Raw genomic sequence first — 16,694 nt, forward strand, 5'->3', positions numbered from 1 at the left:
TCCCAAATAACGGTTATATTCACCTCTGCCATCCATCATACCGGGAGTGGTACTGCCGCAAAAACGTCCAGAGACCGGATTTCCGAACCGCCCTTGGAAGGAAGCTTTCTCCGTCTTTGGTCTAATAACAGCAATTGGAATAATACGAACACAAAAAACGCCTGCATCATTCTGATGCAAGCGTAGCGGGTAAAGAGATTTGATTGTTCAAAGTTTAACTAGGTGACGGCAATGAAGACTTGTCCAGATAGAGGAAACGGAATACGAGGCTTAATGCGGCAAGACAGAGAATGCCGCCTGCCACATAAGGCAAGCCCAGCTCTACCGTAAAGAGCAGCGAACCCATCATCGGTCCGGCGATACGGCCCAGGCTGTCCATCGATGAACTTAACCCGGAAGCAACGCCTTGGCCTACCGTCGTTTTCTGAGTAATCAGCGACGTTACGCAAGGGCGAATCAAGGCATTTCCGATTCCGAAAATGGCAAGCGACATAATTGCCCACCACAGAGAATGCGCAAACAGGAGCAGGAAAAATCCGATTGCCGAAATAATCAGCCCCGCGATAATATATTGCGGCTCCTGGCCTTTGCGGATTCGGCGGCGCACCACGCCACCCTGTACAAGAGCGCCAACAAAGCCGCATACAAAAAACAGCAGCCCGACCTGCAGCGGAGTCACGCCAAAGCGCTGGATGCCAAAAAACTGCAAGGTCGCCTCCAATCCCGCCAAGGTAAAGGTGACGAAAAAGGCCAATATGTATAAATATTTGAGCGGTCCGCGAAATGCAGTCCACCTGGATACGGCTTTGGTCTGGCTGCTTTTGCGCTTCTCTGGAGGCAACGATTCACCCAACTTGGCGGCTGCCAGCAGAAACGTAATAAATGCCAGCGCTGACGCAGCAAAAAACGGCGTCTCCAGCGATACAACGCTCAGAAAACCTCCAACAGCAGGACCGAAGGTAAAGCCGAGGCCAATGGACATGCCCACAAGTCCCATTCCTTTGGTTCGCTCTTCCGGCGGTGTGATATCTGCCACGTAAGCCACGATTACGGAGGCTACAGCGCCTGAAAACAGTCCGCCGAGCGCCCGGGACAGATACATAAGCAACAGATTGCCAGACGACAAGCCAAACAGCAAAAAGCTGGCGGAAAAACCCAAAAGTCCAATTAATATAATCTTTCTGCGGCCGATGCGATCCGACCAGTTCCCCCAAATCGGAGACAACAGGAAGGAAATTGCTGAATATAGCGCAAGCATCCGCCCGGTATGCAATTCCGCCCCTTCTTTGTCCGCGGCCAGAATAATTTCAGGCATGACCGGTATGATAATGCCAAACCCGATAAAGGTAATCATCAATATCGCCATTACAATCAATAGACGTTTATCTCTCATGTCACAATCCCCCTGTCCATATATCCTATCACATTTACAACAAAATAATCTTGCATTCCCTCTTGTTTTTGTTATACTCAACTTTGTTTGTACATCTCAAGAATGAAAGGCAGGGATTACTACAATGGACCATAATAAAACTCCGCTTTTTACAGCGCTTCGCAATCATGCGGAGAATAATCCCGTTCAGTTTCACATTCCCGGTCACAAAAAAGGACTGGGCAGCGATTCCGAATTCCGAGCATTTATCGGCGACAACGCATTGTCGATCGATTTGATCAATATAGCGCCTCTGGATGATCTGCACCAGCCAACAGCAGTAATTGCGGAAGCGCAAGCGCTGGCCGCCGATGCCTTTGGTTCCGATTATACTTACTTTTCCGTCCAAGGCACAAGCGGAGCCATCATGACAATGATTCTGACCGTCTGCTCGCCAGGCGACAAAATCATCGTTCCCCGCAACGTGCATAAATCCATAATGTCGGCAATTATTTTTGCAGGCGCAAGGCCTGTCTTTATTTCGCCTGCCCGGGACAGCAATCTGGGGATTGACCACGGCATTACCACTCGGTCCGTTCGCCGGGCTTTGGAGCGCCATCCCGATGCTAAGGCCGTATTGGTCATCAATCCGACTTATTTTGGCATCTGCGCTAATCTTAAAGAAATTGTTGAGCTTGTGCACAGCTACGATATTCCGGTTTTGGTCGACGAGGCGCATGGCGTCTTGATCCACTTCCATGAAAAGCTTCCGATGTCGGCTATGCAGGCCGGAGCGGATATAGCGGCTACCAGCGTTCACAAGCTTGGCGGCTCCATGACGCAAAGTTCGGTGTTAAACGTCCGTAAAGGCCGGATTAATCCGCATCGCGTGCAAACGATCATCAGCATGCTGACGACAACTTCGACTTCCTATATTCTGTTGTCTTCGCTGGATACGTCGAGACGCAACCTGGCGCTCAATGGCCATGACATTGCAGAAAAGGCTATCTCCCTTGCGAACAGCGCCCGCGAGCAGATCAATACTATCGAAGGCTTGTACTGTTTCGGCGAGGAAATTCTGGGCGGGGAAGCTACCTTTGATTATGACCCGACTAAAGTAACGATTCATGTGCGCCATCTCGGCATTACGGGCTACGAAACCGAAAACTGGCTGCGCGAGCATTACAACCTGGAAATCGAGCTTAGCGATATGTACAACATCCTGTGCTTGGTAACGCCGGGCGACAACGAGGAATCACTCGCCAAGCTGATCGAAGCGCTAAAAGGATTATCGGAAGCATTCCACGAAGGCGCCGAAGCGCGCGAGCTGGTTGTCAAAATCCCGGATATCCCTCAATTGTCGCTAACGCCGCGCGATGCGTTTTACGCCGAAACGGAAGTGGTTCCGTTCAAAGAATCCGCCGGCCGGATCATTGCAGAATTTATTTACGTCTACCCGCCGGGCATTCCGATCCTTTTGCCGGGCGAAGTCATCTCGCAGAAAAATATCGACTACATTGTTGATCACGTGGAAGTCGGCTTGCCTGTCAAAGGCCCCGAAGACCGCAGCATTCAAAATGTAAAGGTTATTGTGGAGGAAACGGCTATTTTCTAAGCCGTTACTTCACAAACCAGGCCGGTCATCAACAACCGGTCATTTACATAAAAAAGGCATCCCGCGGCGATCAAGCCGCATCGGGGTGCCTTTTTCTTATACCCATCCCTGAAGGATCGGTCTTTTACGCTTCGCCGTTTTCGGTTTTAGCGATTTCTTCATAGATTGCCGTTACGCGTTCCCACTCGGCATCATCCTCAATGCCTACCAGGAAAGCTTCGTCGTTTTCTTCCTCAATGCGGAAAATTACGCCGTCTTCTTCTGGATTATTACGGTCCAGCAATACGGCGTATGCATTATTTTCGGATTCAAATGTATACACCATGACCATTTCGCGTTCTTCGCCCTCATCGTTGGAAACGATAAAAACATGCTCTTCATGCTCATGATCATGTCCGCAGCCGCAATCTTCCCCGTGCTGATGCTCGCTCATGATTGTTACCCCATTTCAGTTAATTAATCATACCTGCCCATCGTACCATGACAAGTTGCAACGGGTCAAATAAATGCTGCGTTTTTCCAGCAGGAAAAAATAATTAAAATAGAAGTGGCGATAGAGTCATACAAAAATGTGGTTTTAGGTATCAAGATAAAATCGAAATTGATGCCGATGATTATAACCATTACGTGCTCGATAAAAAGGACTGGCCGGACAAGCAGCAATACATTATCTAAATCAAAAGCCCCCATCCACTGTTTTGGTGGAATTGGGGGCTGACATTCATTACTTCGGAATCGAAGTAATGAGCTTTTCGGAAACTACGAACCATTCGTCCGTGCTGGATTGCTTCATATGAAATTTAACGGTGTATTTGCCGGTTGCGTCGAATTTGTAATCAAACTCCTGAGTCACAAACCAGAAATTATCGCTTTGTTTATCTATCGTTTTGCTTTCAATCAATCGCTCCTTGCCGGAAGGGTCCGTCATCGTAATTTTCACCGCGCTGATATCGGTTGTGACGTTGTCAATTTGGGCAAACACTTTAATCTTGCCCTGGTAACCTCTGTCGACCATGCCAAACGGAGAATTGCCATTGTACATGAACATGTGCACATTGGGTTTGCTCAAAACAGCCTTTTTGGCCGAGTTGTCCCAATCCAGCATAGCGCCAAGTGTTACCGCCATTTGCCGAAGCGGCAAATAGGATCTCCCTTCAATCAACACCCCGCCTTCGTCGGATTCTGCGCCGTTTACGATGACCCGCACCTTCTGGGAAGCGGTATTGGCAAATATCATGCTCCCGCCCCATAGCGACAGCAGCATCAACCAAATCGCAACTTTTCTGAACTTCATTGCTGCTCTAACCTCCATCCGCCTGTTCTGGATGTAAGTTTATACTCATGCTTTGCCGTAAAGTTGCGAGTCTCGCCAAACTTTTTTTGAGCTAAATCAGAAAAAACCGAATTTGTCAAATGTTGTTGAAAGCTGCGCTTGCCTGGGAAATAATCCGTTTCATTTCCTATTGCCTGATTCCAACAATTTGCAGAGAGCAGATTGTCAAGGCTCCCTTACTTTTGATACAGTGGAGGTAAGAACTTGTTGAAGGGAAGGTCTCCATGAGAGTAACCATGGTGGGAACCGGCAGCGCTTTTGCCAAAAAATACGATAATAACAATGCATTAATCCAAACGGAAGGCCATACGCTTCTCGTTGATTGCGGCATTACGCTTCCCAAAGCCCTATATGAAATGGGACGCAGCTTCGATGAGCTGGACGCTGTTCTGATCAGCCATATTCATGGCGATCATGTCGGAGGGCTGGAAGAGCTGGCATTCCAAATGATGTTTAAGTATAACCGCAAGCCTGTTCTCTATATAGAAGAACGACTGGTCGCGCCGCTTTGGGAAAATACGCTGCGCGGAGGGTTGACGCAAGGTCCGCTTGGCAGTTTGGACGATTTTTTTGATGTTCGTCCCCTGAAGGAAGGCGTCAGCTACACCATTATTCCAGGCCTGACGGTTGAATTAATCAAAACCCGGCATATACCGGGCAAAGACAGCTTTTCATTCCTGTTTAACCAACGTTTGTTCTTTACGGCGGACATGCGTTTTGACGCCGGTCTGCTGGCTTCCTTGCTTGCGGAAGGGCGTGCCGAAAGTATTATGCATGACTGCCAATTGGAAGCTCCTGGCGCTGTACATGCTTGCTTGGACGAGCTGCTGACTTTGCCTCCGGAGATTCAGGAGAATCTTTGGCTAATGCATTATGGCGATGCCATGGAGGATTACCGCGGCAAAACGGGGAAAATGACTTTTGTGGAACAGCGTTTGACCTATGACTTTTAGCCAGAACAATCTACAAAAAAACGCTTGATGACCTTCCCGGTCTCAAGCGTTTTTTCTTATGCTCCAATGCTCCATTAGAACATAGGAAGCTGGTCCAAGTTGTTCGTTGGATCGCCATCGGCGTCGCCGCGGATGTACAGATCGCCATCTCTGCCTTTAAACACGTTAACGCCAGCAATAAGCCCGTTCTGCACCTCTTGCAGAGCCGTTGGATAATCCAACACTCGTCCGCTATCTGTCTTAAAAGAAATCAAGTCTCCATCGCCGTTTTTCTGGACGGCCACAAAGGTTTCACGCGTATTCCCGACGCCTTGATTACCGTTGTCCAATTGGTCATCCTCCCGTGGAAAACATATTCGGCATACGAATATACTATGCCACGGCGTTGGACTCCTTATTCCGCATTTTCCCTGTTGCTTTTTATTGCCCCTTTTTTTTTCGGGTACCTTCCGGTCCGCTTTCTCTTGCGCTTTTTCATATGGGAAGATTTTAGCGCAGACCTCAGCTTCTTACTCCTGCACTTGGCCGGAAAACCAGTAAATTGGCTAATGACCGCGGCTAGTGGGCTAATAATGCCGCTGGTCGTATCATCGCCATTGCTTTTTTCATTTCGAGCTGCAACCACGGCCCACAAGGCAACCGCATCAGCGATAACGACCAAAACCGCAGCCAGCAATGCTAAATCATCGGAGGTTAACTCGTTCTGGGTTTCTTCGCGCTCCTGTTTCCTCGACATCCCCCATTCCCCGCCCATCCTCATGGTATGATAGCAGTCTATTCATTCCAGCCGGGATGGTATGGGCGAATAGGCAAGTGTATAGCATCAATGAGGAAGAAAACGCCGAATCAATTCCTTCTGCAGCTCCCACACTTTGACGCTGAGATCAACGGGGTATTTTTCCGGGTTCAGCTTGCGCAAATATTCAGGCCAAAACAGGGCCAGCTGATCTCTATGGTATCGCCTTATTTCCTCTAGATCAGGCAGCCGGGCAACTAGCTCTCCATCTTGGAACACCGGCTCCAGCATAGGAATCGCATCATAATTCGTTGCGAATTTATGAAGGTAGGGATGTTTGGGATCAAACAGCTTGATCGCTTCTCCCTTCGTTACGTCACTCTCATGGATTAACGCAATGTAATCAGCTTCGGCCTTGCCGGAGGCCCGGTCCACAATCCGAAAAACGTTTTTGACCCCGGGAACAGTTACTTTCTCTGGGTTTCCGGATATTTTGATAACGGGATGCCACTCGCCCTCTTCCTCCTTGGCAGTCAGCTTGTAGACGCCGCCCAGCGCAGGATTATCCGCTGCCGTTATAAGCTGTGTTCCAACCCCCCAGGAATCAATCGCAGCACCTTGCGCCTTGAGGTTAAACATAATATTTTCATCCAGATCATTGGATGCCACGATTTGAACATAATCCAGCCCTGCCTTGTCAAGCATGGCCCGGGCCTTCTTGGAGAGATAGGCCAAGTCTCCGCTGTCCAGGCGGATACCGCGCATTCTTTTGCCCCTGCTCTCAAGCTCTTTGGCAACCGCGATAGCACCCGGCACACCGCTTTTGAGCGTATCATAGGTATCAACAAGCAAGGTAACGCCATCCGGCAGACTGTCCGCATAACGCTTAAACGCCTCATCCTCGCTGCTGTGGAATTGGACCCAGGCATGGGCATGGGTTCCCTTGACCGGGATGCCGAACAGCATGCCCGCTCTCATGTTCGACGTCGCATGGAAGCCCGAAATATAGGCTGCCCGCGCTCCCCATATCGCAGCATCGGCTTCCTGGGCTCGCCGGGTGCCAAATTCCATAAGCGTATCCTCTGGCGCAACGCCTTTGATCCGGGCTGCTTTTGTTGCGATCAGCGTCTGGTAGTTAACGAAGTTAAGAATCGCCGTTTCAATCAATTGCGCCTCAAAAATCGTACCTTCCACTCTGATCAAAGGTTCGTTGGGAAATACAATTGCACCTTCCCTTACGGAATGCAAATGACCCCGAAACCGGAAATTCCGAAGCTCCTCCAAAAATGCCGGTTCGTAATTCTCTTCCTGCTCCGCCAAAAAACGCAGCTCCTCTTCTCCGAACGAAAGGCTCTCAATATAGCGTACTACCCGCTCCAGGCCGGCGAAAACAGCAAATCCATTGCCGAAGGGCAGCTTGCGAAAATACATATCGAACACAACGCGTCGATGCATCGTGCCTTGCTTCCAATGGGCATACATCATATTGATCTGATATTTGTCGGTGTGAAGAGTAAGATTGTTATAGCTCATCCGCAGTCCCCCCGTTCTTCAATACTTCCGCCCCAAGCGAACCTCGGAAATGTCCTAATGCCCAGTCATGCCCGGCTGGATTGAAGCTGGCTACCGCGTCTTCATGCACCTTGATGTCAAAGCCTTTATTGTAGGCATCAACTGCTGTATGAAGCACGCAAATGTCCGTGCAAACACCAACCAGATGCAGCTCCTTGATCCCTCTGGCGCGCAATCTCAGCTCAAGGTCAGTGCCGCATAACGCGCTATACCGTGTTTTGTCCATCCAATGAATGGCATCCTTGTTTTGCTTATAGACATCATCCAGTCTTCCGTAAAGCTGTCTGCCCTCGGTGCCTCTAATATTGTGAGGCGGAAACAAAGCCGTTTCGGGATGATACGGATCACCCTCTTCGTGCAGGTCAACCGCCATAACAACCTCGTCGCCCGCCTCGACAAACTGCTGCGTCAATTGGCAAATTCGCTCCTCAATAGCAACCGCCGGTTCGCCGCAAGGCAATTTTCCAACCACAAAATCAACGGTATAATCGATTACGATCAAAGCTTTCATTTTAACCCCTCCATTATAAAGTTATTTTAATATTATTAATGGGACATTATCAGAGTTTCAAAAAAAGCGGGCTAAACCGCTCATCCTTTGTAGATGGCTTTGGCAGCAGGCGGCGTTGGTCGACCGCTGCTGCTCATGCACGGCTCAGCTCAGGTATAGATGGACAACAACGGAGGCATATGCTCCGTAAACCGATACAGTTGGGCTGCTCGCTGTGAATATCGGTTGGAGAGCTTCTTTTCTCCTTTATGATCCAATACCTCTTCAATTATGCCCTTACGGCTTTGCGTCGATGTGATCTTGCGAATAAAATTTCGTTCCTGAAATTCCGGCACTACGGTCTGAATGACCTGGTACAGCTCGCTGATCGTAAATTCTTCAGGAAGAAACTCTTTAGCAATTGTGGTAGTCAGCATTTTTTGCTGAACTTTATGGAAGGCGTCGCTCAAAATTTCGCGATGATCAAATGCCAGCTCCATTTTCAACGCTTCATGATATGGAAAAAGTCTGACATCCGCCGCATCATCGCTTGCCGATCTTCCCGCAAGCAGCTTTTCGTTAACGAGAGCAAAAAAAGCATGAGAGATCATCCAACCCCTGGGATCCCTGCCTGGCGTGCTGTATACGCCGAAATATTCCATGTGAATCCGGTCAACGCCGGTTTCCTCCTGCAGCTCCCGCTTGGCGCAATCATACATACTTTCATTTTCGCCGCAGAAGCCTCCCGGCAGCGCCCATGCCCCGGCAAACGGCCAACGCTTCCGCTGAATGAGCATGACTTGAAGTTCGCGGTCCGGCAGCGCTTTTTTTCCGGCTGCCTTTTCTTTTGTTTCAATCGTAAAGATGACAATATCGCTTGGAGCCCCATCCGGCGTCCGATAATTGCTGGGAGAATACGTGGTTTGATTTTCGATCAAGACGGTCAACTCCTTTAATAATATCTGGCCGATTTAAAATGTCTATTTGATATTATCATTATGACATATAATAAAATATTGTCAATCACTAAATGACCCGATTTCATTCATTATACAGGATTAGGGCGTCTATTTCTTTTTTGAAACCGTTGTTGCGATATACAAAAGGAGCCCAAAAGCCGCTCCCCCAAGCAAGACCAGCCCATTTTCACCCAAATATAATGAGAAGTATGCAATCATTATGCCAACAATCATATAGCTGATTATTTTCACAATTTACCTCCCGGGTTTAGCATCTAATCCATGCACTGCTCCGTGAATAAAGCGCCACCTTTTTCATTGTTCGGCACCCTGTTTTGTGCAACCATTATACCATAGCGACGACTATCTCATTAGAAATCATTACCGCTTTTCAGTAAGTTTCAGTTATGTAAAATGACTATCGTCCCCAAATTGTCCCCAAATTCCTTTTTGCAGGTCTTTTTAAAGTAATAAAAAACAAAAGAAGCCTTGCTACACAAGGCTTCTCAGGAATGATCTGTAGTGGGCTCGAACCACTGACCCCCACCCTGTCAAGATGTGAACTAGGATTCTGTACGCTAAGGTGGGATTGGCGCAATGCTAGTCATATCAATGGTTCTAGCTTTTACATGTTCTTATATTTAAGAACTCTAAGGCATAAGAAAACTTTAATTCTTGACCATATTTTTGACCAAAAAAGATTACATATAATAACTCACTTTTAGAAAACAAAGTTTAGAGAAGCAACTTAATTGGGCTCATCAATAATTCAAATCATATGTACATTCTCATTACCAAACCAATTTTTCGCTTGATTTATGACAGTATCATTTGGGTTTTGATAAAAGACAACTAAGTTGTTCCTAGCCCTCGTACAGCAAACGTAAAAAATTTTCTTGGTTCTATTGTAAACGGATTCTTTTTCTATTCGCTCAGTAAATAAGTAATCGAAATTAAAGCTATTCCACTTCCCATTATCCAAGATCACAAGTACGTTTTCAAACTCCGCACCTTTTATCTTGTGTTGTGTAGAAAAAGGAGTGAATCCTTCCAAATAGTAAAATAACTTTTGAAATTCAGCATAACTAATGTCCTTTACTCTGCTAAAAACATATTCATTATCTTGGATGAAATTATAGTACTTGTCATCCTTACGGCATAGACCACTGGAATCAGCCAAATCAATAATATCTTCAATTTTTTCACTTTGAATATCCCTGAAACTTTTGATAATTTCATGCAATTCTTTTTTTCTTTTGATTGTCGTAACTGGAAACTCAGTTCTCCTAATAAATTCATTGTATTTTCCTGTGTTATAAAGATCAATAATATGCTGAATTTTAAATAAATGTTTCATTAATGGGTCTCTTTTAGAACCCTTTTTATTCTCGTCAGAATCGACTTGTTTCTTATCATCAATAAGCGAATCTTTGTCTAGGTATATTCCCTTAACGACACTGTAAGGTTTGTCTTTCAAGCGACTGTATAAAATACGATTTTGGGGATCTTCGAGTAAAATATCTTTCTTTAATTTTTTTTGTCTTTTATCTATCAGAGCAACGTAATCAACAATTTGATCAAAAGTTTTGTCTTCATCAATCGTTAGGTTTTCATCTTTAATCTTACTTCTAACAGCATTTTTGAACTTTATTATTGGATCTTTATCGTATATCTCCATGAGCCTAGAGAATCCCGCCTCAGCTGCTATGAGATTGTGAGTAAGATATAGCTCCTTAGTCTGACTTGAATCACTAAAGTTCCAGTCCTGAAAAAAAGTAGTTTCCTTTACCTGTTCAATAGTAACATTAGAAGAATACAGAAATTTTATATTTCCTTCCTTAATTTTCCCTTGAAACATATTTGGAGCTGTAACATCCAATGATGGTTCCTGAATTAAGCTATCCAATCTCAACTTATTGGCAAGTTCTATAACTAACCTTGGGTTTCTTCTATTTTGTTTTTTCTGAATTTCAATAACTTGACAAGAATTAATGTATTCGATTATATCACCAATACCGCCATCATAAATTGATTGCATTGAATCTCCAAAGAAACCAACAATACTTGACTTCTTACTTTTTTTTAGATGTTCAAGAAATATTTCCATGACTACGGGACTAGTATCCTGATATTCATCGATGAAAATAAATTGGAACGAGTCTTTCAAAATATCACATAATACAGGGTGCATTCTGTACATATGGTTCGCTAACTCTAAGACCTCATCATGAGAGATTATTCCTTCTTGAATTCGAGTGTACTCTTTATACTGTATTCCATCCTTTAAATCATTAAAATATGTTATTTCTACTTTCCCGTCTTTAATTATTTTAGTGTCTTCAGAATTTATGAGATTAATAAGTCCCAATTTTAAATCCTTTTGATAGTTCTTAATATTGTCCCACAAAAAATCATGAATGGTTGAAACACGTAAATTTTGATGACTCACTCTTTCCTCGATTTCTTTTACTGCTGCATTTGTGTACGTTATACAGGCTATTTTAGCCAATGGATTTTTTGAAATAGCCTTTTTAATAACTTGAACTAAAGAATAAGTCTTTCCCGATCCGGCTCCACCACTCAGTAAAAAGTTTTGCTTTCTTTCTATACACTCTAATACCTGCTCAACTTCTTTTTCTAATTTTTCAGCCATAGCAATCCTTCCTTTATATAAGCTGGAATCATCCAATTACAAAAATCGATACCGTTTTCGCTCCTACTATTAAGTAATACATCCATAGCAAAATTGGGTTTTTTATCAATACAATTTTCTGCTAAAAAATATGGATCAGATTTCAGTTTAAAGTATTTTCTATTTTTGAGACTTTTAAATTGATCTTCATTCTCTGTAATGAATTTTTGATTTAAGTGAATAAATGCGTCTTCAAAACTTCTCGCATGATAAGTCTTCTTCGAAGAATTTTTCTCTGGAGTTTGAAAGATAACCAGCAAGTTACCATCATCTTTTTGAACCCATTTTTTTATTTTTGAGTCCTTAATGAGTGATTTCCCGCGTAAATCTAAACTCTTTAAAAAATCTAATGTATTTCCTATATCCATAGAAACTAATTCAGGTTCTTTTGCAGAAGCGACATCTGAATTCGATTTCTTAAAAAACTCAAAAGATGTTGCAAAGAAAAAATTTAATGACGAATTAGTTGTTATCAAATCGCCTTTCCCTTGCACTTTACACTTTTTTAATTCTTTGCTCACTTTTCCCGTGATGTCTTTTTTTAACGTAATCTTAGCCGAATCTATATCTGTAATAATTAAAGCTTTTATTGAAATAAAATTGATGAATTTTTCGAAGATATGTGAATAAGCCCCAACTTCAACTATAGAAATATTTTGTGAAAGCAATGGATTCTCCGGGAACTCCTGGTCTATTTTTTTCATAAAGGCAGGTAAAAGTATTCTTTCAGTATCTCCTTCAATGAAAATTGCTTTATCTACAAAAAATAATTCAGCTCTGTTCAGTGTCAGGTATTGTTTTAAAAATTTAAATGCTTGTCTATCATTTTCATATTCCTTTTCAAGATCCTTTAAATTTTTTGAGCAAACCTCATTTCTGTCAGTTCTACAAAAATACTTGATATCATTAAAATCGCATTCTGATGTTATATGAGATGAATGCGTTGTAATCAAAGTTTGTAAATTAAATTTTTCTCCTCCAATACCTTGACTCGCTTGATTCAGAATTTCTTTTATATTCTTTATAAATACATATTGCATCTGAGGGTGCGTATGCGCTTCCGGTTCTTCAATAAAGAGCAAATTAATATCTGCTGGGGACTCGTGAATATTAGACTCCTTCCTAAATTCACTTAGTAAAATCTCAATTTCAAATATCATTGTTATTAAATTTAAATACCCGAGACCGTTATAATTTTCAGGTAAAGAATGATCCATATCGTGATGGTACATTACTGTCGTGTTACCCTTCAGTAGTTCTCTGTGCTGTAACGTAGAGGCGATTTTAATAATAGAATCACCTTTACTAATACCTCCGAACTTTTTAACCTTATCAATGACATTGACAAAAAGACCATCATAGATTTTATTTAAATGTAAGTCAGTTGAGCTAAGTACTTCCTTGAAATTCTGGATTTCAAGAGCCTCATTTTCTTTATCTTCTTTCTTTTCATAATATTTTGAGGACAGGGCAGACAATGTTCTATCCGAATCATTGTTCGTTACATTTCTTTTCGCACTAATTAGTTTAAAGTTAATAACTTTGTCTAAAATGTGATTCTCTTTTAATAAATCAACGTGTTCATTTTCTATCACTTTAGAATTGTCAGGATCATATCCCAAAGCTTTCTTTCCAATAATGAAATATCTGTTATGAGTATCCTTCAAATATTCATTTATACTTTTCACAGGCTTGCCTGCTTGTTCTTTTTCCCTAGTGAAATCTAAGTAATCAGTTCTTATTTTTTTTAACGATTCGAGGGGGATAGTGTATTCATATTTCAAAACTATGTAATTATTACATGGATTCAAGTCCATCATAAGCTTACTTATATTCGCTAAATTATCAGTTTCATCATATGAAATAATAATTGTTAACGATATCCCCAAATTAGCATATGAGTTAGAATCTAAACTCGTAGTAATTATATGCTGTATATGTTTCTGAAAATCAATATTGAAATCATCGTAGGTGAACGAATTTGAAGATGAACGCTTACCAATAAACTTTTCTAAAATTGAGAGAAGGGATGTTTTACCACTGTTATTTTTACCAATCACAACAGATAAATCTTTCTCAAGATCGAGTTCAAAGGTCTTAAGTAACCTGTAGTTTTCAACTTTAATTTTAACAATTTTCATATAGTCAACTCCCATTCAGATTATTATTCTACTATAGGAAGAGGTTCACTTTTATTTATATATTATTACTTTGTATTGAGATAAATCAGATACTCTTTTGCAACCGAATTCATTCCCTGTGTTCGGTTATTTTAATTTCCATTCTAAATAACTGGAGGAGAAAAGATGAACACTCATTTCACCGAAAACTTGAAAACCCTTCTATCCCAATCACTTCGTGAGCAGCAAGGTAGCTACACAATTCAGCAGATTTTCGAGCATTTCCCTACCACTACAGAACTACTTGAGGTTACTGAACAACAACTAATTTCGATAAAAGGAATCGGTAGAGCGAAGGCCCGACAAATTACCGCTTTGCTCCATCTTGCAAAAATCATTACAATACCGAATCTGAATGGCAGTACCATCCGAACTCCTAATGATGTATATACTTTACTATCACCAGAGTTAATTCATTTGACTAAGGAACATTTCATTTGTCTCTGCCTCAATACTAAAAATCGATTGATTCATAAAGAAATCATTTCAATTGGCACGCTTAATGCTGCTCTTGTCCATCCTAGAGAAGTATTTCAAGCGGCAATTAAGCGATGCAGTGCTTCAATTATATGCGTCCATAATCATCCAAGTGGTGATTCTTCTCCATCCAAAGAAGATATAATTTTAACTAAACGCCTTGCAGAAGCCGGAAACATCCTAGGTATAGAAGTCCTTGATCATGTCATTATTGCCAAAAAAGAATACTATAGCTTAAAGGAGAACGGAAATTTATGAAATCACTTCCGATATCCAAAACAGGTAATAGGTACATACACTTCAATAATATTACTATACCTAATTTAATTGATTCCATCAATTAGTCCTGTGTTGAAACGTTACTATATTCCAAAGAAAGAGCAGAAGCATTAAGCCTCTGCTCTTTCTTTATGTTTAACTGCTCCCTTAGTTCGAAGTTCTTTTATCCATGTGAGAAAACATTAATTCGAGCATTTCTAAAGCTAACTGCTGTTCATTGAGTGAGCGATTCATTATGATGCGATTGATTTTGTTCACATAATGCTTATTGCTAAACTCTATTGAGTCTTGAAGTAAATCGTCTATGGTTACCTCAAGCTGACTTGCTAGGCGGGCTAATGTATCTAGAGTAACGGAACGCTCTGCACGCTCGATTTGTCCTATGTAGGCGTGTGTAACCTCAATTTTTTCCGCTAACTTCTCCTGTGTCATGTTTAAGCGCAACCGTTCTTGTCTTATCCGCGAACCTAACAAAGCATAATCCATAATTAATCCCTCCCATTTAACAGTAGATGAAAGGAGGAAATCTCTTAACCTGCTGATAGTTTCAAAATGTTTACCATTAGTTTCATTTGGGTTATACTTCAATATGTGGTTCACATTACATAGGTCTTAAGAAAGAGGTGTTGCAAATAAATCATTAGAAAATTGCAGAACAATTGCAACTCTAGTCGCGAATAATCAAGTAAGAAAAATGAAAAAGAAAAGAGAAAACAATTGGAGGGTTATTTCTATGAAGAAAGTAATTGTTAGTATCCTAATTTCTGCGTTTTTTATGAGTTTCATTAACGCTACTATCGTATTTGCTGATGGAGATAACGTAGATGTTTATGTGGATGGCTCAAACGCAGGAACTATTCCAGCTCCAGTAATTTCAAACGGAGTTTTAATGTTCCCATTTGCAGAGATTTTTGAAGCCGCTGGATATGTCACTGATACTCAAATTGATGAATTTGGACTTGAAGCCACCGTTGTTTATACAGGGCTAAAATACGGCGCTCGTACTGGTATGGATCATTTTCAAGTGACGGATGCAAAAACTGAAAAGTTTTATGAAATCGTATTTTTCCAAACATTTGCTGCCGATATCGGAACAAAATCTGTCGGTGTTCCTCTCGATTATTTCAAATACGACATTGGTCTTGATGTTTCTTGGGATGCTGTATCTAAGATTGTCTATATCAACACTGCTGCGTCTAAACCTGAAAACGTTTTTGAGTTAGATGAAAATAATGGTGTCTTTTTGAAGATTAATGATCCTCGCTTATTTGTATCCAATTTTAGTGCTACTATTGAAACTCAAGTTGATCCATTGAAAGGGGCAACTCCTGTAATAAAAGATGGCAGAACATTATTACCTATTGCAACGCTGATCGAGCAGTTAGGCGGTTCCGTTCAGTGGGATGCAAAAGAACGAAAAGTATCAATTACTCTGAATGGAAACATCGTTGAGGTATGGATTGATAAAACAAAAGCAATTGTTAATGGAGAACAAAAAATCTTAGATGTGAGTCCGACTATTATGAAAAGCAGAACAATGGTTCCATTAAGATTTGTAACTGAGAACCTAGGCATGGAATTGTTTTGGGATAAAGGCAATCAAATTATCATTCTCTATCGTCCATGGTTTAAAAAGGAAATGGCTCTAGATTCTGAATTTTATACAAGTCTGTTTACTTCGAGCGAGGAGGTAGATCAACCGCTACCAGACAAACCGACAACTTCACAAACACCAGTATCGTCACCAGAAGTAAAACCTACACTTAATACAACCGATCCTCTAGATAATGAAGGAAAGTTAATTCATGTTACAGACATCGTATCAGTCGGAGTATTTAGTGGAGAAGTAAAACAAATTAATGGGACCAAAATCCTTGTATACTGGGATACCAAGTCTACCCTTGTTCCTAATGGCGATGAAGGATTCTGGGCTTCACTAAGTGGTATCAGATATAAAGCTAATAGCTGGATTGAAGCAAATAAAGTATCAATAGTAAGTTCTGGCTTCTAAGATAAATATTTTACTATTAAGGGAT

The 16,694-nt window shown here is 42.0% G+C and carries 16 protein-coding genes; 4 read left to right on the top strand and 12 right to left on the bottom strand.

Annotated features, from left to right (window positions below; genetic code table 11):
- Positions 1-214: 214 nt before the first annotated feature.
- Positions 215-1,393: an MFS transporter gene (locus ACX93W_RS06085; RefSeq protein ID WP_459391407.1), complete on the bottom strand. Its 1,179-nt coding sequence runs from the start codon at positions 1,391-1,393 to the stop codon at positions 215-217.
- Positions 1,394-1,517: 124 nt separating this feature from the next.
- Between ACX93W_RS06085 and ACX93W_RS06090 the strand changes: the two genes are divergently transcribed.
- A complete protein-coding gene (locus tag ACX93W_RS06090) occupies positions 1,518-2,987 on the top strand; it encodes an aminotransferase class I/II-fold pyridoxal phosphate-dependent enzyme (protein WP_459391408.1) in 1,470 nt (489 codons plus the stop codon).
- Between the two features lie 124 nt (positions 2,988-3,111).
- Here the strand turns inward: ACX93W_RS06090 and ACX93W_RS06095 are convergent, their stop codons facing one another.
- Together ACX93W_RS06095 and ACX93W_RS06100 are read right to left on the bottom strand one after the other, a co-directional pair.
- Positions 3,112-3,420, bottom strand: coding sequence for a DUF1292 domain-containing protein (locus tag ACX93W_RS06095; protein ID WP_459391409.1), 309 nt, complete (start codon positions 3,418-3,420; stop codon positions 3,112-3,114).
- A 291-nt stretch (positions 3,421-3,711) separates the two neighbouring features.
- A complete protein-coding gene (locus ACX93W_RS06100; protein WP_459391410.1) occupies positions 3,712-4,281 on the bottom strand; it encodes a stalk domain-containing protein in 570 nt (189 codons plus the stop codon).
- Positions 4,282-4,544: 263 nt separating this feature from the next.
- Here ACX93W_RS06100 and ACX93W_RS06105 point away from each other — a divergent pair, with 263 nt between their 5' ends.
- Positions 4,545-5,273: an MBL fold metallo-hydrolase gene (locus tag ACX93W_RS06105; protein ID WP_459391411.1), complete on the top strand. Its 729-nt coding sequence runs from the start codon at positions 4,545-4,547 to the stop codon at positions 5,271-5,273.
- A gap of 74 nt (positions 5,274-5,347) precedes the next feature.
- Here ACX93W_RS06105 and ACX93W_RS06110 read toward each other — a convergent pair whose 3' ends face one another.
- The 8 genes from ACX93W_RS06110 to ACX93W_RS06145 all read right to left on the bottom strand — a co-directional run bounded on the left by ACX93W_RS06110 (position 5,348) and on the right by ACX93W_RS06145 (position 13,863).
- On the bottom strand, positions 5,348-5,602 hold the full coding sequence (locus ACX93W_RS06110; RefSeq protein WP_459391412.1) for a DUF3892 domain-containing protein: 255 nt from the start codon (positions 5,600-5,602) through the stop codon (positions 5,348-5,350).
- A gap of 65 nt (positions 5,603-5,667) precedes the next feature.
- Positions 5,668-6,009 (bottom strand): hypothetical protein, encoded by a 342-nt coding sequence (locus tag ACX93W_RS06115; protein WP_459391413.1) that lies wholly within the window; start codon positions 6,007-6,009, stop codon positions 5,668-5,670.
- A gap of 87 nt (positions 6,010-6,096) precedes the next feature.
- Complete coding sequence (locus ACX93W_RS06120) at positions 6,097-7,542, bottom strand: nicotinate phosphoribosyltransferase (RefSeq protein ID WP_459391414.1); 1,446 nt, start codon at positions 7,540-7,542, stop codon at positions 6,097-6,099.
- Complete coding sequence (locus ACX93W_RS06125; RefSeq protein WP_459391415.1) at positions 7,532-8,092, bottom strand: cysteine hydrolase family protein; 561 nt, start codon at positions 8,090-8,092, stop codon at positions 7,532-7,534. Before ACX93W_RS06125 ends, ACX93W_RS06120 begins: the two co-directional genes overlap by 11 nt.
- Positions 8,093-8,241: 149 nt before the next feature.
- On the bottom strand, positions 8,242-9,009 hold the full coding sequence (locus ACX93W_RS06130) for an NUDIX domain-containing protein (protein WP_459391416.1): 768 nt from the start codon (positions 9,007-9,009) through the stop codon (positions 8,242-8,244).
- Positions 9,010-9,138: 129 nt separating this feature from the next.
- A complete protein-coding gene (locus ACX93W_RS06135; protein WP_459391417.1) occupies positions 9,139-9,282 on the bottom strand; it encodes a hypothetical protein in 144 nt (47 codons plus the stop codon).
- A 517-nt stretch (positions 9,283-9,799) separates the two neighbouring features.
- Positions 9,800-11,683, bottom strand: a complete 1,884-nt coding sequence (locus tag ACX93W_RS06140; RefSeq protein WP_459391418.1) for a UvrD-helicase domain-containing protein — start codon at positions 11,681-11,683, stop codon at positions 9,800-9,802.
- Positions 11,668-13,863, bottom strand: a complete 2,196-nt coding sequence (locus tag ACX93W_RS06145) for an ATP-dependent nuclease (protein WP_459391419.1) — start codon at positions 13,861-13,863, stop codon at positions 11,668-11,670. Before ACX93W_RS06145 ends, ACX93W_RS06140 begins: the two co-directional genes overlap by 16 nt.
- 165 nt (positions 13,864-14,028) lie before the next feature.
- Here ACX93W_RS06145 and radC point away from each other — a divergent pair, with 165 nt between their 5' ends.
- A complete protein-coding gene (gene radC / locus ACX93W_RS06150; protein WP_459391420.1) occupies positions 14,029-14,637 on the top strand; it encodes a RadC family protein in 609 nt (202 codons plus the stop codon).
- 168 nt (positions 14,638-14,805) lie between these two features.
- On the opposite strand, the gene ACX93W_RS06155 is transcribed toward radC, so the two are convergent.
- On the bottom strand, positions 14,806-15,144 hold the full coding sequence (locus ACX93W_RS06155; RefSeq protein WP_459391421.1) for a helix-turn-helix domain-containing protein: 339 nt from the start codon (positions 15,142-15,144) through the stop codon (positions 14,806-14,808).
- 247 nt (positions 15,145-15,391) lie between these two features.
- Here ACX93W_RS06155 and ACX93W_RS06160 point away from each other — a divergent pair, with 247 nt between their 5' ends.
- Positions 15,392-16,669: a stalk domain-containing protein gene (locus ACX93W_RS06160; protein WP_459391422.1), complete on the top strand. Its 1,278-nt coding sequence runs from the start codon at positions 15,392-15,394 to the stop codon at positions 16,667-16,669.
- Positions 16,670-16,694: the final 25 nt, after the last annotated feature.

This window comes from Paenibacillus sp. CAU 1782 (assembly GCF_054551715.1).

Bases quoted from the DNA above. Each gene is read 5' to 3' on its own strand.
- ACX93W_RS06145 (WP_459391419.1), bottom strand. From the start codon at position 13,863: ATGAAAATTGTTAAAATTAAAGTTGAAAACTACAGGTTACTTAAGACC.
- ACX93W_RS06105 (WP_459391411.1), top strand. From the start codon at position 4,545: ATGAGAGTAACCATGGTGGGAACCGGCAGCGCTTTTGCCAAAAAATAC.
- ACX93W_RS06120 (WP_459391414.1), bottom strand. From the start codon at position 7,542: ATGAGCTATAACAATCTTACTCTTCACACCGACAAATATCAGATCAAT.
- ACX93W_RS06115 (WP_459391413.1), bottom strand. From the start codon at position 6,009: ATGTCGAGGAAACAGGAGCGCGAAGAAACCCAGAACGAGTTAACCTCC.
- ACX93W_RS06140 (WP_459391418.1), bottom strand. From the start codon at position 11,683: ATGGCTGAAAAATTAGAAAAAGAAGTTGAGCAGGTATTAGAGTGTATA.
- ACX93W_RS06085 (WP_459391407.1), bottom strand. From the start codon at position 1,393: ATGAGAGATAAACGTCTATTGATTGTAATGGCGATATTGATGATTACC.
- ACX93W_RS06095 (WP_459391409.1), bottom strand. From the start codon at position 3,420: ATGAGCGAGCATCAGCACGGGGAAGATTGCGGCTGCGGACATGATCAT.
- ACX93W_RS06090 (WP_459391408.1), top strand. From the start codon at position 1,518: ATGGACCATAATAAAACTCCGCTTTTTACAGCGCTTCGCAATCATGCG.
- ACX93W_RS06125 (WP_459391415.1), bottom strand. From the start codon at position 8,092: ATGAAAGCTTTGATCGTAATCGATTATACCGTTGATTTTGTGGTTGGA.
- ACX93W_RS06100 (WP_459391410.1), bottom strand. From the start codon at position 4,281: ATGAAGTTCAGAAAAGTTGCGATTTGGTTGATGCTGCTGTCGCTATGG.
- ACX93W_RS06160 (WP_459391422.1), top strand. From the start codon at position 15,392: ATGAAGAAAGTAATTGTTAGTATCCTAATTTCTGCGTTTTTTATGAGT.
- ACX93W_RS06155 (WP_459391421.1), bottom strand. From the start codon at position 15,144: ATGGATTATGCTTTGTTAGGTTCGCGGATAAGACAAGAACGGTTGCGC.
- radC (WP_459391420.1), top strand. From the start codon at position 14,029: ATGAACACTCATTTCACCGAAAACTTGAAAACCCTTCTATCCCAATCA.